We start from the raw sequence: 19,327 nt of genomic DNA on the forward strand, positions 1-19,327 counted from the left end.
CACACGGCGACCGTCGCAACTCTGCTTGCATCACCGGCATGACGCCATTCGCCGACGCACACCCCGCAGATCTGACCATCAGCGAAGCACGCGCCGCTCTGCGTGCCGGCGCCCTGACCGCTGTCGACCTCCTCGAAGCGCTGCTTCGCCGCATCGAACAGCGAAATGGTGGGGATCCGTCGTTCGACGGCGCTCCGGACGCCGTCAACGCATGGGCACGTCTGTATCCGGAGCGGGCGTTCGAGTCGGCGCAGGCCGCTGACAAGCGCATCGCGGAAGGCGACTGGGCTCCACTCCTCGGGATTCCGCTGGCCGTCAAAGACATCATCGGCGTTGCGGGGCTCCCGCTCACGGCGTCCAGTCGGCAGCTGGAGGGCAGCCTCGCGGATTCCTCATCCGCGGCATGGACCGCGCTCGAACGCGCCGGAGCCGTGCTCGTCGGCCACACGCACACGCATGAGTTCGCGGCGGGAGGCACGACCGATCAGGTCGGCAACCCCTGGAACACCGCGCACAGCGCAGGTGGCTCGTCCGGCGGCTCCGGCGCCGCCGTCGCTGCGGGCATGGTGCCGGGGGCACTCGGCACGGACACGGCCGGTTCGGTTCGCGTGCCGGCCTCGCTCAGCGGCGTCTCGGCGTTCAAGGGCTCTTACGGCCGGGTGTCTCTCGACGGTGTTATTCCCCTCGCTGCCACGCTCGACCACGTCGGCCCGATCGCCCGCACGATCGCGGACTGCGCTGTGATGTTCGGCGCACTCACGAACGCGCGTGGCGCAACCGACCCTTGGGGCATCAGCACGCCGCGTGACATGGACGAGCCCGACGCCGTCCCCGCGCGCCTCGACGGCATCACGATCGCCGTCACCGATCGAACAGACAGCGTCGACGTCGACGCTGATGTACGGCAGGGTCTCGCTCGTGCGACCGATGCCCTGCACTCTCTCGGTGCCCGCATCCTCACGCTTCCCGCTCCATACGAACTCGACCACTCACATTACGACACCGTCCTCATCGCGGAGGCTCGGGCATATCACACGAGGTTCGCGACGACCCCCGAGCGGTACCGCGACAGCACTCGACACTTCATCGCCCCTGGCTCCACCCCTCTCAGTGCTGATGCGTACATCGCAGCCCAGAGCGCACGCATCCACGCGACAGAATTGTGGTCCGCGTGGTTCCGCGAGCACAACGTCTCCGCTGTGCTCGAGCCGACGACTGCGGCGCCGGCACCGCTGCGCGGCACCGGCTACGACGTGACAGAGAAGATCGGCGGCGATGACCCGCTGACCTGCTTCACCGCGCTGTGGAACTTCGTGGGGTTCCCCGCCGCCGCGTTGCCCAGCGGACTCAGTCAGGCGGGACTCCCGACGAGCGTCTCCCTCATCGGCCCCCCGCAGGCTGACGCCTCGGTACTCTCGATCGCTGCCGCGCTTCAGACAGTACTCAAGCCACTCGTCCTCGATCGGCCCGCCTGATGGAATCGGCAGTTCTGTTCTCGCTGACGGTGATCAGCACCTTCGCGTTCTACGCACTGCTCGCGTGGGGGCTCGGACTCATCTTCGGGCAGCTCAATGTTGTGAACGTCGCGCACGGTGACCTCGCGATGGTCGGCGCCTACACGATGTTCGTACTCGAGCCCGTGATCCCGTTCTTTCCACGCATACTCGTCGCGCTCATCGTCGGACTCGTCGTCGGGCTCGCCGCAGAGAGACTTCTCCTCGCACGCCTGTATGCGCAGGGGATGCTCGCGACCCTCCTCGCGATGTGGGGCGTCGGCATCGTCCTTCGACAGCTCGCCGAGGCGATCTTCGGGCCGACGCCGGCCTCGGTCTCTGCACCGATCACCGGCAGCATCGAGGTGCTCGGCACCACCTATCCGGCCTATCGGCTGGTCGCCGCCGCGCTGTGCCTCATGATCGTCGCCGCGTGCCTGGCGACCGTCTTCCTCACTCCTCTCGGCCTGCGTCTGCGCGCCTCCATCGACAACCGTTCGATGGCCGCCTCGCTCGGCATCCCACCGACTCGGATGATCACCGGCGCGTTCATGCTCGGCACCACCTTGGCGGTGCTCGCCGGCGCGCTGCAGAGCCCGATGCTCGGCGTGACTCCGTCGGCAGGAGTCGGCCTGCTCGCGCCGGCCTTCTTCGCCGTCATGCTGGGACGTCGTGGCTCGATGATCAGCCCCGTCGTCGGTGCATTCGTCGTCGCACTGTTGGACACCGTCCTGCGCACGTTCCTGCCGGAAACGGCTGCCGGCCTCATATTCTTCGTCGCGCTCATCGCGCTCATCGCCCTGCGCCCGCAGGGCCTGGACTGGAGGTTCCCCTCATGGAAAATCCCACGCACCGCAATCGCATGACCCGCCTCACGCCGACGCTCGCGTTGTTGGTCGCGCCCGTGCTCGCGTTGACTGCCTGCTCCGGAGGTTCATTCAGCGCAGAAGAGCCCGGCGGCGCGGATGACACGGACCGTGCGCTCAAGATCGGTCTCATCGCGCCCCTCACCGGCCCCGCTTCGCTCGAAGGAACTTCGATGCAGCAGGGCTTCGAACTCGGTCTCGACGCCGTGAACGCTGCGGGTGGCGTCCTCGGTCACGACGTCGAGCTCGTGGTCGTCGACGACATGAGCGAAGCAGCGACGTCGACACAGGTCGCGCAGCGTCTCGTTCGCGAGGAGCAGGTCGATTACCTGTTCGGCACCATTGCCGGCGACACGACGAACGCCGTCGCCTCGGTCGCCGCCGATGCCGAAGTGCCGTTCTCCTCGGCCATCATGGGCATCGTTCCCAGCTGCAGTGCGCACTTCTGGCCGTTCGGCGTGACTGAGCCGATGGTGCTTGAGGCGATCGTGCCGCGGATGGTCGACGAGTACGGCCCCCGCGTCGCGTTCGCCGGCAACGATTACCTCTTCCCGCGCGAGTACGCCGACGTGGCCCGCGCCGCACTCGACGAAGCCGGCGGCGAGTTCGTCGTCGAAGAGTACGCTCCGCTCGGCACGTCTGAGTGGCAGCCCGTCATCTCGAAGATGCAAAGCGCCGACCCCGACTGGATCCTCACGGGCGTCGTCGGTGGCGATGCGGTCGCGTTCACTCAGCAGGCCGAGCAGTTTGGTCTGCTCGACGACCGTGGATTCACCGGCACGACCCACCAGCAGGAGTTCTACGGCGCGATCTCATCAGCGCTGGAGGGGCGAACGACTGTTCTTCCTTACACCGACCAGCTGGACGACGAGGCGAACGAGGAGTTCGTGGCCGCCTACCGCGACGCCTATGACTTCGACGACCCGATCCCCGCCGTCGCGGCGACGTCGTACATGGCCGCACACTTCATCGCGTCCGCCGTCGAAGCCGCAGGTGACTATGCGGCCGAGGCGGTCAGCGAGCAGATGTCGCAGACGACGTCGGAGGGTGTCCTCGGCGGCGGCAGCTTCGATTCCGAAACGCACATGTGGTCCCAGAACATGTACGTCATCGAGATCGACGCCGACGGAGCCTACACGCTGGTCGAGGACCTCGGCGTCGTTTCCGATCCGCAGCCGAGGACATGCGCGTGACGCGGCCCACGCGCCGCATCGGTTACGCGCACGTCGGTGCGCTCGTCGCGTCGACGGCCGCAGTGGGGATCGCTCCGTTCTTCCTTCCGCCGTACCCTCTCGCACTGCTTACCCTCGCTCTCGCGTACGGGCTCTTCGCCTTCGGCCTCGACATCGCGTGGGGACGTGCCGGCGTCATCAGCATCGGGCATGCCGCATTCTTCGGAATCGGCGCGTACTGCGCGGCGATCGCGGAGTCTGTCGGCGTCCCACCGGTCGTCGGCGGGATCGTCGGCATCCTGGGCGCCGCGTTGGTTGCCATCGCCGTCGGACTCATCGGCCTGCAGCGCCGTGCCGCGATGTCCACGATGGCGGTCCTCACGCTCGCGCTCACGCTGCTGGTCGAGCAGGTCGCGCGATCGTGGCGCCCCGTCACGAACGGCAGCAACGGGCTGTTCGTGGAATCCCGCGGCCTGATCGCGGACTTCTACATCACGGGTGTCGTCGTCATCGTGACCGTCGCGCTCGTGTGGTATTTCGTGATCCGCGGGCGATGGGGACGACGTTTCCTCGCGGTGTCGATGGTTCCGGTGCGTGCCGCCCACCTGGGCGTCTCGGTGCGGGGGACGAAGCTCGTCGCATTCGCGATCAGTGCGGCGATCGCCGCACTCGCGGGCGTGCTCGCCGCCCCGACGATGGGGCTGGTCGTTCCGTCCACGGCGGGCATCCTGATGTCGACGCAGGTGCTCGTATGGCTCGCGGTCGGCGGCCGCGGCACGATATTCGGGGCCTTCTTCGGGGCGATCCTCATCACGGTCGGTGAGAGATATCTCGGGGACGTGCTCGGAAGCTGGTACCTGCTCGCGCTCGGCGTCGTGTTCCTACTGATCGTCCGCTTCGCACCCGGCGGCTTCGCCGGGCTGCTCGCGAAGCTCGCGCGCGTCAGCGATTCCGCTCGCGCCCGCCTCGGCACGCACATCCCCCCGTACACCGCTGCCACCGACGCGCCACGGGATGCGGATGGCACCGTGACGGCGACGGGCGTCACCCGGAGCTTCGGCGCGGCGCAGATCGTGCGCGGCATCGACTTCCGCGCCGATTCCGGCGAGAGCGTCTGCATTATCGGCCCGAACGGGGCCGGCAAGACGACGTTCCTCAACATCGTGGCTGGCGACCTCACCGCGGACAGCGGGGAGGTGACGATCGCAGGGCGCACCGCGACGTCCTGGCCGATCCACCGCCGCGCCCGCGCGGGTCTCGGAAAGGTCTTCCAGGTGCCGAGCCTCTTCTCGGACCTCTCCCCCGCCGACAACATCGCGTTGGCGCGCGCCGAGGCACTCACGGCGTCGCCTCTGCCGGTGGGGCTCGACCGATTCGAGACGATGTCCGACGGACCGGCCGCCGATCTCTCCCTCGCCGATCTTCGCGCTCTCGAGCTTGCGATCGTCCTCGCCTGGGGGCCCACCATCATCGTTCTCGACGAGCCCGCTGCCGGTCTCTCACATGATGAGTCGATCCGGCTCGCGCAGCTCCTGCGGCGCGTGTCTGCCGAGTCCGGAAGCACACTGATCGTCGTCGAACACGACATGGAAATCGTGCGTGAGCTCGCCGATCGTGTCGTGGTCCTCGCCGACGGGCGCGTGCTCGCAGAAGGCACTCTCGACGAGGTGGCCGCACTCGACGCTGTCCAGAATGCGTATCTGGGGAAGACACGATGACACTCGAACTCACCGACGTCACATCAGGCTACGGTCACGCGGACGTGCTGCGCGACATCCGTCTGCGCGTCGAGGAGGGCCAGGTCGTGGCGCTGCTCGGCCGCAATGGCATGGGCAAGACGACGCTCCTACGCACCATCGCGTGTCAGGTCACCGCGAAAAGCGGGACGGTCGCTCTCGATGGCACTGCGTACACACGAAGCGCCCGGATCGCGCGCGCCGGGTTGGCGTTCGTGCCCGACGACCGCGGAGTCTTCCCGACGCTCACCGTCGAAGAGAACCTCCGCCTCTCCGCGCGGCGCGGTTACTCACCGCCGATCGACGTCGCCGAGGTGTTCCCCGTCATCCGTGAGCGCGCCCGCGTCAAAGCTGGCGACCTCTCCGGCGGACAGAAGCAGCAGCTCGCTCTCGCCCGTGCGATGGTCCACGGATCGCGCATGATCCTCATCGACGAGTTCTCACAGGGGCTCCAGCCCTCGCTCGTGCACGCGGTGCTCGAGGCGGCCCGCGCGCTCGCGTCCGCGGGCATCACCACGTTGTTCGTCGACCAGAGCCCCGATCTCCCGCTGGACCACAGCGACCGGATCCTCGGAATGGAGAAGGGCGCCATCGTTCTGGACGAACCGGCAGAGCGCCTCCGGTCCGACCCACAACGTCTCGGCAACCTGCTCGTCGTCAGCTGAGCACGGCACCACCGACAGTCCGGCGGCGTCGGACTGCTCGAGCCACGCACCACAGGTGCCAGAGCAGCATTTCGCTAACGCGCATCCTCGGGCGGTCGTCAGACTGCTCGGGGATGCGCGCTCTGGTAGATGTCGCGGATGCGGAGGCGAAGGTCAGTTCTTGCGGTTGTAGATGAACATCGAAATCGGCCCGAAGATCGCCACGAGCACGGCGCAGTACACGAGAACGAGTCCGATGGATCCGGCGTCATAGACGCCGCTCATCATGTCACGCATGCTGCCGACGATGACACTGACCGGGTTGACGTCGACGAACGCCTGCAACCAGTCCGGCATCGTGCGCGGATCCACGAAGATGTTCGAGACGAACGTCAGCGGCATGAGGATGAACATCGACACGCCCATTGCGGCCTGCTCCGTGCGCATGATGAGCGCGACCATCGTCCACACCCACGACAGGCAGAAGCTGAACACCAGAAGCAAGACGAACGACACCGCCACCCCGGCGAATCCGCCAGCTGGGCGGAACCCCATCAGGAACCCGACCGCGAGGATGATGACTCCCGCGATCGTGTAGCGCACCTGATCCCCCAGCAGCGCGCCGACCAGTTGCGACGGCCGCCAGACAGGCAGGGACCGGAAGCGGTCGAATACACCCTTCGAGATATCGCGATTGAGGGTGATGCCCGTGTACATCGTGATCATCACTAGTGTCTGCACGAAGACGCCGGGGATGAGCCACTGGATGTAACCACTGATGTCTCCGGCGAGCGCCCCGCCGAAGATGGTGGAGAACATCACGGTCATCATCACGGGGAAGATCGTCACGTCGAACAGCTGTTCCGGGATGTGCTTGATCTTCAGCAGTGCGCGCCACCCGTACGTGATCGACGAGCTGATCGGCCCAGCGGGCGCAGGACGCTCGTCAGCAGGAAGCAGCACGGTGCGGACCTTCACGGTCGCTTGCTGCACGTCAGCGCTCATCGCGCCACCTCCGTGTTCTCCACGTCTTCGGCATTCGCGCGCTCATCCTCGGGCGGTTTTCCCGTGAGAGCGAGGAAGACCTCGTCGAGGCTCGGTTGCCCCAGCGAGAAGGTCTCCGTCTCGATTCCCGCCTCCGCCAGCGCGGCGAGCGCCTGCGCAGCCGCGTGGTTCTCAGCGACGGTGGCCGTCAGCGCCGCCGGGTCGGGTTCCTTGACCACGTCGGTGCCGAGGGCGCGCTCGAGCACGTCCGCGGCGGCCGCGCGATCAGCTGGATCGATGACCCGGACCGTGAGCGCTCCGGATCCCACCTGCGCTTTGAGCTGACCGGGCGTCCCCTCCGCGATCACGCGGCCGTGGTCGATGACGGCGAGGCGGCTCGCGAGTCGGTCCGCCTCCTCGAGGTACTGCGTCGTGAGCAGGATCGTCGTTCCGCCGTCGACGAGCGTGCGGATGATGTCCCAGACCTGATTGCGGCTGCGCGGGTCGATACCCGTCGTCGGCTCGTCCAGGAACATCAGCTGCGGCGTCACGATGAGCGATCCGGCGATGTCGAGCCGGCGTCGCATGCCGCCGGAGAACTTCTTGACCTGGCGGCCCGCGGCGTCGGCGAGGCCGAACGCGTCCAGGAGGTCCATGCCGCGTCGCCGTGCCGCATTCGCGGAGAAGCCATAGAGCCGGCCAAGCAGGACGAGGTTCTCGATGCCGGTGAGGTCTTCGTCGAGCGACGCGAACTGGCCCGTGAGCGCGACGAGTTCCCGGATCCGCTTCGGCTCGGCGACGACGTCGTGTCCGAGCACCCGTGCCTCGCCCGCGTCAGGCCGCAACAGCGTCGCGAGCATCCGCAGCGCAGTGGTCTTCCCTGCCCCGTTCGGCCCGAGCACGCCGTAGATGCCGCCGCGAGGGATCGCGAGATCGATCCCGTCGACGGCCCGGTTTGCACCGAACGTCTTCACGAGTCCGTGGGCCTCGACAGCCAGCGCGGATGCGTTCGTCATGGATTCCTCCCCAGGACAGTTGCCACGCGAACCTACGATAGATTCGCGTCGCCACCGGCGACAGGGGGATAGCCCGAAAAGTGTCGTCGGCGTCAGGCCGCTCGGGCCACGCACCGCAGGTGCCAAACTGCGCTATCGCGCATCCTCGCGCTGTCCTCAGACCGCTCGAGGATGCGCACTCTGGTAGATGTCGCGGAGCGCGTCGGCGGAGACGTGGGTGTAGATCTGCGTCGTCGTGACGGAGGCGTGCCCGAGCAGTTCCTGCACGACGCGCACATCGGCCCCGCCCTGGAGCAGGTGCGTCGCGAACGAGTGGCGGAGCGTGTGCGGCGAGACGTGCGCCGTGAGGTTCGCGGCCTCGGCGGCCTTCTGGATCACGAGCCACGCACTCTGCCGCGACAGGGGCCGGCCGCGTGCACCGAGGAAGAGCTTCGGCGTCGCCGTGCTCTTCGCGGCGAGCGCTGGCCTCACGCGCGTGAGGTAGGCGTCGACGGCGGCGCGGGCGAAGGATCCCACGGGCACGATGCGCTCTTTGTCGCCCTTGCCGCGCAACCGCAGGACCTCGCCGGCCCGAAGGTCGTCGACGTCGAGCCCGATCGCCTCGGAGACGCGCGCGCCCGTCGCGTACAACAGCTCAAGCAGCGCGCGATCGCGGATGCCGATCGGATCCTCGCCGGACGGCGCCGCAAGCAGCGCCTCGACCTCGTCGATCGTGAGGGCCTTCGGCAGCTTTTGTCCCTGTTTCGGAGGCGTCAGCCGAACGGACGGATCCTCATCGACGATTCCCTCGCGCGCAAGGAAACGATGCAATCCGCGCACGGACGACTGGAGTCGGGCGAGTGACGAGGCGGCGGGCTGCGGATCCGCGGACGCGATCTCGGCGACGAACGCGTTCACGAGATCCGTCGTGACGCCGTCGGTCGCGGTCACGTCCCGCTCGCCGAGCCATGCGGTGTAACCAGCAAGGTCGCGACGGTACGCCTCGACCGTGTGGTCGCTGAGGCCGCGCTCGATCGAGATGTGACGCAGATAGCTCTCGACCGCATGATCCAGCAGCACGACGGACCCTAGGGTGTGTTGATAAACGTGGCGCCGTCGCGAGCGGGTCGCGGTGCGTTGCGTCGCAAGGACAAGGAGGGAGGCGATGCTGCCGCATCGTCGACCGACGAGGACGCCGCGAGGCGGCGTGCCGCGGTCCGCGCAGTAGGTGTCATGTTTAGCAACACGCCCTATGCAGATCTCCGTCGCGCGGCGAGCAGCACGCCGATCGTCATTGCCGCGTTGTGGAGGTGGCCCTCGACGATCGCCTGCACGACGTCGTCGAGCGGAACCCACGCGGTGCGGATGTCGGCCTCTTCGTCGCGGCGCTCGAACGTCTCGGTCGCCGCGCGCACGCCGGTGGCGAGGAAGATGTGGATGAGCTCGCTGGAGCCACCGGGAGACGGCGTGAACGAGCCGAGCTCCTCCCACGTGTCCGCCACGAGGTCCGCTTCCTCGGCAAGCTCGCGCACGGCCGTGTCGCGGGGATCCTCACCCTCGATGTCGAGCAGCCCGGCCGGGATCTCCCAGTCGCGCGTACCGATCGGGTGCCGGTACTGCTGGATCAGCAGCACTCGGTCGTCGTCGTCGAGCGCGACGACCGCGACGGCGCCCGTGTGGTCGAGGTAGTGCCGCACGAGGGACGTCGGACCATACCGGAACGTGTCCTCACGGACATCCCAGACGTAGCCGTTGTAGACGGTCTCGCTGCGCGCGACGTCGACCTCGAACGGCTCGTCGCGAATCTCTGCGGACGGGTTCGATCCCGAGGTCATTCCTCGACCTCGAACAGCTCGCTGGACCGCGCCCGCTCGATCGCCGCGGCCACGAGGCCACGGAACAGCGGGTGGGCCTCCGTCGGGCGTGAGCGGAGCTCGGGGTGGGCCTGCGTCGCGATGTAGTACGGATGCTGGTCGCGCGGCAGCTCGACGAACTCGACGAGGTCGAGCTGCGGGTTGAGGCCGGAGAACGTCAGTCCGGCATCCGCGATCTGCTGGCGGTAGGCGTTGTTGACTTCGAAGCGGTGACGGTGACGCTCTTCCACGGCCGTCGTGCCGTATACCTCGGCCGCGAGGGACCCCTCCGCGAGTGCTGCCGGGTAGAGGCCGAGACGCATCGTGCCGCCGAGGTCGCCCCCGCCGATGATGTCGACCTGCTCGGCCATCGTCGCGATGACCGGGACGGCCGTGCCCGGGTCGAACTCGCTCGAGGATGCCCCCTCGAGTCCGGCGACGTTCCGCGCGAACTCGATGACCATGCACTGCAGCCCGAGGCACAGCCCGAGCGTGGGGATTCCTTGCTCGCGCGCGAACCGAAGCGCGCCGAGCTTGCCCTCGATGCCGCGGATCCCGAATCCCCCGGGCACGCAGATACCGTCCACGGATCCGAGATGCTCGCGCGCGCCTTCCGGCGTCTCGCAGAGGTCGGAGGGGATCCAGCGGATGACGACGTTCGTGTCGAGCGCGAAGCCGCCCGCCTTGAGCGCCTCGGTCACCGACAGGTAGGCGTCGGGCAGGTCGATGTACTTGCCGACGAGGCCGATCGTGACCTCGTGCCGCGGGTGGTGCACCGCGTCGAGGACCTTCTGCCACCGCGACCAGTCGACGTCGACGGCCTTCGCGAGACCGAGCTTCTTGATGATGACGCGGTCGAGGCCCTGCTCGTTGAGCGTCGACGGGATGTCGTAGATGCTCGGGAGGTCGACCGTGTTCACGACGGCGTCGGATTCGACGTCGCACATGAGCGCGATCTTGCTCATGTTGGCCTCGGTGACCGGCCGGTCGCTGCGCAGCACGAGCGCGTCAGGCTGGATACCGACCTGGCGCAGTGCGGCCACGGAGTGCTGCGTCGGCTTGGTCTTCTGCTCGCCGGACGCCCCCATGAAGGGCACGAGCGAGACGTGCACGAAGAAGACGTTGTCGCGACCGAGCTCGTGCCGCAGCTGGCGCGCCGCCTCGAGGAATGGCTGCGACTCGATGTCGCCGACCGTGCCGCCGACCTCCGTGATGATCACGTCGGGCTTCGGCTTGTCCGCGGCCTGCAGGCGCATCCGGCGCTTGATCTCGTCGGTGATGTGCGGGATCACCTGCACGGTGTCGCCGAGGTACTCCCCGCGCCGCTCGCGCTCGATAACCTTCGAGTAGATCTGGCCCGTCGTCACGTTGGCGGCCTGCGACAGATTGATGTCGAGGAAACGTTCGTAGTGGCCGATGTCGAGATCGGTCTCGGCCCCGTCGTCGGTGACGAACACCTCGCCGTGCTGGAACGGATTCATCGTTCCCGGGTCGACGTTGAGGTACGGGTCGAGCTTCTGCATGACGACGTGGAGCCCGCGCGCCGTCAGCAGATTACCGAGACTCGCGGCAGTCAATCCCTTGCCGAGAGAAGAGACGACACCACCCGTCACGAAGATGTGTTTGGTGGTGTCGAAGCCGTCCGCGTCAGAAGTCGTGGTCACGGGCTTCAATCCTAACCCCCGGAATCGGGATCCAGATGTGCGCGCCGCCGCGGCGGGCTGGGAATGGACTGATGTTGAGCATACTCACACCGACGCCCGAAGCGACAGGAGCTCGCGGGCATGCTCGAGAGCCGCGTCGGAGTCAGCCATGCCGCTCAGCAGCCGGGCCATCTCGGCCTCGCGCTCGGCTCCGGCGAGGCGCGTAACGCTCGAAGCGGTGATCGTGCCGTCGCTCGACTTCACGACGCTGAGATGATTCTCGGCGAATGCGGCGACCTGCGCGAGGTGCGTGACCGCGATCACCTGCGACGTCTCCGCGAGTTTCGCGAGGCGCCGGCCGACCTCGATCGCGGCCGCGCCGCCGATGCCCGCATCGACCTCGTCGAAGATGAAGGTCGGCACAGGATCGGTCGCGGCGATGACGACCTCGATCGCGAGCATGACGCGGCTGAGCTCGCCACCCGACGCACTCTTCGCGACGGGGCGAGGATCGGATCCGACATGCGGGGCAAGCAGGAAGGCGACCTCGTCGCGGCCGTACGCAGACGCGGCGCCGTCGCTGACCTCGACGACGAGCGTGGCGTCCGGCATCGCGAGGGCCCGCAGCTCCTCGGTCACGCGAGTGCCCAGGTGTTCGGCCGCGGTCCGGCGCTCCGCGCTCAGTCGGCCCGCCGCGCGGTCGAGCTCGGCCAGCGCCGTGTCGCTCTCCTCCTGGAGTCGCTCGACGCGGTCACCGTCGTCGTCGAGCTCGGCGAGGCGAGCGGATCCGGTCTCGAGCAGCGCGATCGCCTCATCGAGGGATCCGTGCAGGCGCACGAGATCGGCGAGCGCCGCTCGTCGTTCCTCCACGGCCTGCAGTTCGTGGGGCCCCTCTTCATCGAGATCCGCGAGATAGCTGGACAGCTCCCCTGCCGCATCACCGGCACGGATCGCGAGATCCGCGACGAGCTCCCGGACGGAATCCAGCGCGGGATCGGTCGCGCGATCGAGAGCGTGCCGCGCCTCCCCCAGGAGCGTCGCGACGTCGCCCGTCCCGTCTTCGCTCGAGAGCGCCTCACGCGCGGCCTGTGCGGCCTCGCGCAGCGCCTCCGCGTTCTGCAATCGCTCGGCACGCTCGGCCACCGCGACGTCTTCCCCGGGATCCGGCGCGACAGCCTCGATCTCGCCGAGCTGCACGCGCAGTCTCTCCGCCTCTGCGGCACGCGCGTCGCGATCCGTGACGAGCGCCACGAGCTCGGCGTCGATCTTCGTCCATGCGTCGAAGGCCGTGCGGTACGCGGAGAGCGCATCGCGCACGACGTCGCCGCCGAAGCGGTCCAGGGCGTCCCGCTGCGCCGGCTGCGACTTCAGACGCAGCTGGTCGGACTGTCCGTGCACCGCGACGAGCAGATCCGCGAGATCGGCGAGCACGCCCGCCGGTGCGGCCCGCCCTCCCACGGCGGCGCGGCTGCGCCCCTCGGCCGCGATGGTGCGCGACAGGTAGAGTTCGCCGCGCTCGTCGCCGGCCGGTTCGATCTCGCCACCCGCCTCACGTACGCGGTCGGCGACGGGCCCGTTCTCCGGAACGAGCCAGATCCCCTCGACGCTCGCGTGCGCATCGCCGGAGCGCACCGTTTGGCTGTCGGCGCGCTGCCCCATGAGCAGACCGAGCCCCGTGACGACCATGGTCTTGCCGGCGCCGGTCTCGCCCGTAATAGCCGTGAACCCCGGCCCCATCGGCAAGGCGGCGTCAGCGATGACGCCGAGTCCGGTCAGTCGCATCTCCTCGATCACTCGGGGCGCGTCCCTTCGTCGTTCGTCGCGCGGGCGGGTGGGATAACGGGAACAGCGTCAGTCATGGCGGATCCGCTGGGGCCGCGCCACCCGTGAACAGGAAGCTGGAACTTCGCGACGAGGCGGTCGGTGAACGCCGTCGGGTGGAGGCGCGCGAGCCGTACGGGGTCCGACGAACGTCCGATCGAGACTCGCGCGCCCGGAGGCAGCGGGTGCGTGCGGCGCCCGTCGCACCAGAGCACGCCGTGGGATCCGGAGATGCCGGCGACCTCGACCGCGATGTGCTGTTCCGGCCCGACCACGAGGGGGCGGGCGAAGAGCGCGTGGGCCGAGATCGGCACGACCGCCATCGCTTCGACGCTCGGCCAGACGACCGGGCCGCCCGCCGAGAAGTTGTACGCGGTGGATCCGGTCGGCGTCGCCACGACGCACCCATCGGCGCCGAAGCTCGACAGCGGGCGTCCGTCGACGCCGATGACGAGCTCGATCATGCGCTCACGGGACTGCTTCTCGATCGATGCCTCGTTGAGAGCCCACGTCTCGTACACGACGCGCCCCGCGTGGTCGCGCACCTTCACCTCGAGCGCGAGACGCTCCTCCACCTGGTAGTCGCCGACGATGACGCGCTGGACGGCGTCGTCCATGTCGTCACGTTCGATCTCGGCGAGGAAGCCGACGTGTCCCATGTTGATTCCGAGGACGGGGGCGGTGCCTCCTCGCACGAGCTCCGCCGCGCGCAGGATCGTGCCGTCGCCGCCGAGGACGATCGCGGCGTCGAGGTCGGCGAGCGGCACGTCCAGGCCCAGCACGCGAGCACTCGCCAGCTGCGGGACGAGGGCGGTGAGTTCGGTCCGGTCGCCCGCTTCGAAGACGGGTGTGGCCCCGAGCTCCTCGACGATACCGGCGATGCGCGCGGCAGCCGCGACGGTGTCATCGCGGAAAGCGTGCGCGACGATCAGGATGTTGCGCGCGTTCATCGTCCTCCTTCTCGAGCGTCGTGGCACAGGGTTCTCATCCCATTGTGTCGGATGTCCCACCGCCGGCGCGCGGCGGGTCGTCATCCCAGTGGACAGTCGCGAGGATCCGCTCGGAATCGGCGCTCCCGTCGACATCGCGCGCCAGGTGGAGGAGGTACTCGCGATTGCCGTGGGTGCCGGTCACGGGGCTCGGGACCACGCCTTGTAGGGAGAGCCCGAGCGGGCGGGCGGCGTCCACCACGCCACGCACGGCGCGGGCGCGCAGCAGCGGATCCGACACGACGCCGCCGCGCACCTCCGTGCGGCCCACCTCGAACTGCGGTTTCACGAGCAGGACGAAGTCCGCGTCAGGTCGCGCCACCGCGACCGCTGCGGGAAGGACGAGGGTCAACGAGATGAACGACAGGTCTCCCGTGACGACGGCCGGCGGATCCGAGAACCCGGTCGCCTCGGCGAGGCTCGCGGCGGTCATCGCGCGAACATTCATGCCCTCGACGACGTGGACATCCGGATCCTCCGAGATCTCGGGAGCCATCTGGTCGTGACCGACGTCGACGGCGAGAACGGGCGCGGCGCCCCGTTCCCGCAGCACCTGCGTGAAGCCGCCCGTGGACGCGCCCATGTCGAGGGCCGCGCGCCCCGACACGACCACATCGAAGGCGTCGAGCGCCGCGATGAGCTTGTGCGCGGCCCGGCTGACGTAGTGATCCGCGTCAACGTGGATCCGCTGCTCGGCCGCGACGCGCGCGGCGGGTTTCGCCGCGCGCACGCCATCGACCTGCACGCGTCCGTCGGCGATGAGCCGGGCGGCGTGGGTGCGCGACCGAGCGAGCCCGCGCGCGGCGAGCTCAGCGTCGAGGCGTCCGCTCACTCGCCGGTCTCGGGCGCTCGCTCGAGCTCGCGTGCGAGCTCGTCGTGCAGCGCCTGGTAGGCCTGCGCCCGCTCCGCGAGCGGCTGCGTCTCAATGAGCGCGAGCCGATCCACGAGGCTATCGTCCGTCATCCCTCCACGATAAGCGCGAGGACACCGTTCCCGTGGCCCCGCCGCGCCTTTCCCGGCATCCCCCACCGGTTCCGGTCGCGCAATCGCACCTTCGTTCGCCTTTTTCGGTGCATTTGCGCGACCGGAGATGCGATCGAGGCACCGCCACGGTCACGGACGGTGGAAACTGTCGCGGTACAGGCGCTCAGGGACGTCGAAGCCGAAGATCTGCCGTCCCGTCGACCAAATCGCGTGAGCTCCGGCACGCAGCAGATCGATGTCGCGGTCGCCCTCGGCGAGGATCTCGATCTCCGGTCCGCTGCCGGTGCGCACCTTCGCCGTGCCGACGGTGGTGACCCCGCCCCGCTGACTGATGCGCGGGTAGGGCTCGAACAGCTCGCGCAGGTCGCTCAGGATGAACGTCGGTCGCGAGTGCTCCGGCGCCGCGAGGACATGCTTGGGGCGGTCGATCCCCGTCAGCACGAGCGCGGAGTCCATCTCCGCCGCCTGCGCGCCCTGGATATCGGTGTCGAGACGGTCCCCGAGGAACAACGGCTTCTGCGCACCGAACCGGGCGACGGCGGCGTGGTAGATCGGCGCCTCCGGCTTGCCGGCGACGGTCGCGAGGCGTCCGACGGCGGTGTGGACGGCGGAAACGAGCGTGCCATTGCCGGGCGCGACGCCGCGCTCGCGCGGAATCGTCCAGTCGGTGTTCGTGGCGATCCACGGGATCCCGCCAGCGTCCTCCGGCGTCTGCAGCGCGAAGGCCGCCTCCGCAAGGTCGGTCCAGGCGACCGTGGGGTCGAACCCCTGCAGAACGGCCGCGGGCCGGTCGTCCGCGCTCCGCGTGACGACGTAGTCGGCCTTCTCGAGCTCGACGACGAGTCCCTCCCCGCCGACGACGAGCACAGTGGATCCGCTCGGCACGGTCTTCGCGAGCAGCTCGACGGCCGCCTGCGGACTCGTCACAACATCTTCGGGCCGCGTCCGCAGTCCGAGGTCGACGAGGTGCTGTGCAACGGAGGCGTCCGTGCGCGAGGCGTTGTTCGTGATGTAGCCGAGTCGGCGGCCGTCTGATTCCGCGCGATTTAGGCTCTCGATCGCGTGCGGTACCGCCCCAGGGCCGGCGTACACGACGCCGTCCAGATCCGCCAACAGCACGTCCACGCCGTCAAGCGGCGCACCGGTCTTCCTAGAAAAGAGCGCCATCGGGGCGGTCTTCCTCCTCGTCGGTGCCTGCGGCCGCCTTGCCCGACGCGCCGGCCGTCTCGTCGTCCGTCCCGGCAGTCCTGTCCGTCGCGTCCGTCGCGTCAACGCCCTCAATCGCGTCGGCGTCAGTCGCTTCGAAGTCAGTCGCCTCGAAGTCAGTCGCCTCGAAGTCAGTCGCCTCGACGTCAGTCGCCTCGACGTCATCGGCGTGCGGGGCTTCCGTGTCGTCGATGATGCCTGCGGCCGCGAGGATCTCGGTGACCTCGTCCTCGATCGAGAGTTCGCCCTCGCCGGGGTCGAACGAGGCGTCGTCAGCGATTCCTTCGACCGAGACGGTCTCGGAGGCGGGCGCCGTCGTCGTTGCCTGCAGGTTCGTGTCGACCGAGTGCTCATCAGCGCGATCCTCGTCAACGACAGTCTCACTGACGGGGTTCTCGTGAACGGAGCCCCCGGAAACCGAACCCTCGTCAACGATGTTCTCGTCAACCGAATGCTCATCTGGCGAGTGCCCGTCAAGCGAACTCTCATCAGCGCGGTCTCCGTCAACGGCGGCCTCGTTGGCGGAATGCGCGCCGATGGACTCCTCGTCGGTCACGACCTCCGGCGACGGGCCGGACGCGTCCTCGGCATGCTCGGTCACCGCGTCATCCCACCCGGCGCGATCGAGGTCGGTGCGCGGCGCGTCGATCTCGTAGATCTCGACCGTGTCGTCCTCGGCGAAACGCGCCGCGATCGCCTCGCCCGCGATCCGCGCCCGCCGCGACCACTCGGAAGCCTCGTCCTCGCGGCCCAGCTCCTCGAGCACAGCCGCGCGGGCAGCGAACAGACCGGGACTCCACTCGAAGGCGCGATCGGGATCCGCCTCCGGGATGTCCAGCTCGTGCAGCGCGAGCTCCGCCTGACCGAGGTCAAGACGAGCGCCCGACATCGCGATCGCGAGCTCGGCGCGCTGTGCCACCTCGAGCGTCGTGCGATCCGCAGCCCGCCCTTCCTCGAGCGCCTTCTCAGGGCGGCCGACGCCGCGCTCGCTGTCGACGATCATCGCGATGTGGTCGTTGCGCCCGGAGATCCGTCGCACCGTGCGCAGCTCGCGCAGTGCGAGCCCGAAGTCACCGGTGGCGTACGCCGTGATCGCGAGCGTCTCGCGCACGACAGCAACGCGGCCGGCGTGACGCATAGCGGCGCTCGCGTGCTCGTGGGCGAGGGCCGGGTCGTCGTCGATCGCGCGAGCAGCCATCGCCATGTGACGAGCGACGCGCTCCGCATTCTCCGCTGTCAGCGTCTTCAGCTCGTTGCGTGCCGAGGGCAGCAGGTCCTTCGGAGATACGTCGTCCGGGAGCACGGGGTCCGGGATGTGCTCGCGGTGCGGCGCGTTCGGATCCTCCGCGCGCTCGTCGAAGCGGTCATCCGTACCGTATCCGCGGCGGCGATCGGAGAAACGCCCGTCGTCACGACGCGGACCACGCCCACCGTCGAACGAGCGACCGCCGCGTTCGTCGCGTCGAGGACCGCCGCGGTCATCCCGTCGGAAACCTCCCCGGTCGTCACGGCGGAAATCATCCCGCCGGTCGCCGCGGGCGCCCCGCCTGTCGCCGTCGCCGTGGGTGCGACGCGGTCGGAAGTCATCGCGCGAGCCTCCGCGGTCGTCGAAACGGCGTTCCCCGCGGTCATTCGGACGGAAGGAACGTCGTTCCCCGTCCCGAGGACCGCGCGCCGCGTCACCGCGCCCGCGGTCATCACGACGCGGACCTCCGCGATACGACGAATCTTCCCGACGCCCACCCGAGCGGCGATCATCGCCGCGCCAGGAGCCACCACGATCCGAGTCACGCCCATAACGCCGATCGTCTCCGCGCGGGCCGCCCTGGCCGCCGCTCCGGCGGTCTTCGCCGCGCCAGTCGCGATCGTCGCGACGCGGACGCCCCTCACCGTGAGGGCGACGGTCGCCGCTCCGACCATCGCGGTCGTCACGACGTGGTCGACTTTCACCGTACGGACGGCGGTCACCCCCGCGACCGTCTCGATCGTCACGACGCGGCCGACTGTCACCATAGGGTCGACGATCGTCCCCACGGCCGTCACGACGCGGACGACTGTCGCCGTAGGGCCGACGATCGCCATCGCGCCCCCCGCGGTCATCACGACCGGAACGGTTCTCGCCGTACGAACGGCGGTCACCCCCGCGGTCATCGCGGCGAGGGCGACTGTCACCGAATGGGCGACGGTCACTACTCCGGCCGTCACGGTCGTCACGGCGCGGACGGCTGTCACCATACGGACGGCGGTCGCCGTCGCGTGAGCTGCGGTCGTCACGGCGAGGGCGACTGTCACCGCTGGATCGGCGATCGTCATTGCCGCGGCCGTAGCCGCGACGGTCGTCGGACCCGGACCTGCGGTCGGAACCGCCATCACGGAACGGACGGCCGCGATCGCGGTCGTCCCCGCTTCGGGACCCGCCCTGTCGCGGACGCTCGTTACGGGGAGGACGACGCTCGCCGTCGTCGCGGCGGTCTCGTCTGTCGTCACTGTCGTCGGTGGTCATGCCCACTCCCCTATGTTGCGCGGTCCTCCACGCTGTTGTCACGTCGCGTACGAGCGTAGGTGAAGGCCCTGTGAAATGCCGAAAGGGTCGCCCTGCGTTGGGCGACCCTTTCGTTTACGTGAAGTCCGGCAGTGTCCTACTCTCCCACAAGGTCCCCCTTGCAGTACCATCGGCGCTGAGAGGCTTAGCTTCCGGGTTCGGAAAGTGACCGGGCGTTTCCCTCTCGCAATAACCACCGAAACACCTAACCACAACCAACACGGACGTGTTGGCGTGAAGAATTGTGTTTCACCAGCATGCTTCATGCACTGTGAAATTATGTCCCCGGGACGTGTTTGTCCTCTGGGAACCACAAAGTGGACGCGAACATCTCATCAAGAAAGACAGAAATGTGAATGTTTTCAAGTCGTCGGCTTATTAGTACCAGTCAGCTACACA

General features: G+C 68.5%; 17 protein-coding genes and 1 rRNA gene. 5 read left to right on the top strand and 13 right to left on the bottom strand.

Going from position 1 to position 19,327, the window contains the following annotated elements; genetic code table 11:
• Nucleotides 1-38 precede the first annotated feature (38 nt).
• Genes IEW87_RS12850 through IEW87_RS12870 form a run of 5 tightly spaced genes read left to right on the top strand, consistent with a single transcriptional unit; the run spans nt 39 to nt 5,932 of the window.
• Nucleotides 39-1,475: an amidase gene (locus IEW87_RS12850; protein ID WP_188712567.1), complete on the top strand. Its 1,437-nt coding sequence runs from the start codon at nt 39-41 to the stop codon at nt 1,473-1,475.
• Nucleotides 1,475-2,359 carry a branched-chain amino acid ABC transporter permease gene (locus IEW87_RS12855; protein WP_188712568.1) on the top strand — a complete coding sequence of 295 codons (885 nt, stop codon included), beginning with the start codon at nt 1,475-1,477 and terminating at the stop codon, nt 2,357-2,359. Before IEW87_RS12850 ends, IEW87_RS12855 begins: the two co-directional genes overlap by 1 nt.
• Nucleotides 2,329-3,552: an ABC transporter substrate-binding protein gene (locus IEW87_RS12860; RefSeq protein WP_188712569.1), complete on the top strand. Its 1,224-nt coding sequence runs from the start codon at nt 2,329-2,331 to the stop codon at nt 3,550-3,552. The genes IEW87_RS12855 and IEW87_RS12860 overlap by 31 nt, the downstream gene beginning before the upstream one ends.
• Nucleotides 3,549-5,249: a branched-chain amino acid ABC transporter ATP-binding protein/permease gene (locus IEW87_RS12865; RefSeq protein WP_188712570.1), complete on the top strand. Its 1,701-nt coding sequence runs from the start codon at nt 3,549-3,551 to the stop codon at nt 5,247-5,249. Before IEW87_RS12860 ends, IEW87_RS12865 begins: the two co-directional genes overlap by 4 nt.
• A complete protein-coding gene (locus tag IEW87_RS12870) occupies nt 5,246-5,932 on the top strand; it encodes an ABC transporter ATP-binding protein (protein ID WP_188712571.1) in 687 nt (228 codons plus the stop codon). Before IEW87_RS12865 ends, IEW87_RS12870 begins: the two co-directional genes overlap by 4 nt.
• Before the next feature lie 153 nt (nt 5,933-6,085).
• Here IEW87_RS12870 and IEW87_RS12875 read toward each other — a convergent pair whose 3' ends face one another.
• The 13 genes from IEW87_RS12875 to rrf all read right to left on the bottom strand — a co-directional run bounded on the left by IEW87_RS12875 (nt 6,086) and on the right by rrf (nt 19,129).
• On the bottom strand, nt 6,086-6,916 hold the full coding sequence (locus tag IEW87_RS12875; protein ID WP_188712572.1) for an ABC transporter permease: 831 nt from the start codon (nt 6,914-6,916) through the stop codon (nt 6,086-6,088).
• Nucleotides 6,913-7,911: an ATP-binding cassette domain-containing protein gene (locus IEW87_RS12880; protein WP_188712573.1), complete on the bottom strand. Its 999-nt coding sequence runs from the start codon at nt 7,909-7,911 to the stop codon at nt 6,913-6,915. The genes IEW87_RS12875 and IEW87_RS12880 overlap by 4 nt, the downstream gene beginning before the upstream one ends.
• Nucleotides 7,912-8,067: 156 nt before the next feature.
• Entirely contained in the window at nt 8,068-8,970 is a 903-nt protein-coding gene (gene xerD / locus IEW87_RS12885) for a site-specific tyrosine recombinase XerD (RefSeq protein ID WP_188712574.1), read from the bottom strand.
• A 170-nt stretch (nt 8,971-9,140) separates the two neighbouring features.
• Nucleotides 9,141-9,725 carry an NUDIX domain-containing protein gene (locus tag IEW87_RS12890; protein ID WP_188712575.1) on the bottom strand — a complete coding sequence of 195 codons (585 nt, stop codon included), beginning with the start codon at nt 9,723-9,725 and terminating at the stop codon, nt 9,141-9,143.
• The gene (gene pyrG, locus IEW87_RS12895; RefSeq protein ID WP_188712576.1) at nt 9,722-11,407 is read right to left on the bottom strand and encodes a CTP synthase; all 1,686 of its coding nucleotides are present in this window, start codon (nt 11,405-11,407) and stop codon (nt 9,722-9,724) included. Before pyrG ends, IEW87_RS12890 begins: the two co-directional genes overlap by 4 nt.
• Before the next feature lie 84 nt (nt 11,408-11,491).
• Nucleotides 11,492-13,180, bottom strand: coding sequence for a DNA repair protein RecN (recN, locus tag IEW87_RS12900; RefSeq protein ID WP_188712577.1), 1,689 nt, complete (start codon nt 13,178-13,180; stop codon nt 11,492-11,494).
• Complete coding sequence (locus IEW87_RS12905) at nt 13,177-14,157, bottom strand: NAD kinase (protein ID WP_188712578.1); 981 nt, start codon at nt 14,155-14,157, stop codon at nt 13,177-13,179. The genes recN and IEW87_RS12905 overlap by 4 nt, the downstream gene beginning before the upstream one ends.
• Nucleotides 14,158-14,191: 34 nt before the next feature.
• Nucleotides 14,192-15,028 (bottom strand): TlyA family RNA methyltransferase, encoded by an 837-nt coding sequence (locus IEW87_RS12910; protein WP_188712579.1) that lies wholly within the window; start codon nt 15,026-15,028, stop codon nt 14,192-14,194.
• Nucleotides 15,025-15,159, bottom strand: coding sequence for a hypothetical protein (locus tag IEW87_RS15160; protein ID WP_268234603.1), 135 nt, complete (start codon nt 15,157-15,159; stop codon nt 15,025-15,027). The genes IEW87_RS12910 and IEW87_RS15160 overlap by 4 nt, the downstream gene beginning before the upstream one ends.
• 150 nt (nt 15,160-15,309) lie before the next feature.
• A complete protein-coding gene (locus IEW87_RS12915; protein ID WP_188712580.1) occupies nt 15,310-16,347 on the bottom strand; it encodes an HAD-IIA family hydrolase in 1,038 nt (345 codons plus the stop codon).
• A complete protein-coding gene (locus tag IEW87_RS15110; protein ID WP_188712581.1) occupies nt 16,331-17,689 on the bottom strand; it encodes a putative sodium/potassium/calcium exchanger in 1,359 nt (452 codons plus the stop codon). Before IEW87_RS15110 ends, IEW87_RS12915 begins: the two co-directional genes overlap by 17 nt.
• Nucleotides 17,632-18,873: a hypothetical protein gene (locus IEW87_RS12925; RefSeq protein ID WP_188712582.1), complete on the bottom strand. Its 1,242-nt coding sequence runs from the start codon at nt 18,871-18,873 to the stop codon at nt 17,632-17,634. The genes IEW87_RS15110 and IEW87_RS12925 overlap by 58 nt, the downstream gene beginning before the upstream one ends.
• 139 nt (nt 18,874-19,012) lie before the next feature.
• Nucleotides 19,013-19,129 (bottom strand): 5S ribosomal RNA (gene rrf / locus IEW87_RS12930).
• Between the last annotated feature and the right edge of the window lie 198 nt (nt 19,130-19,327).

The organism is Microbacterium faecale (assembly GCF_014640975.1).
Taxonomy (GTDB): domain Bacteria; phylum Actinomycetota; class Actinomycetes; order Actinomycetales; family Microbacteriaceae; genus Microbacterium; species Microbacterium faecale.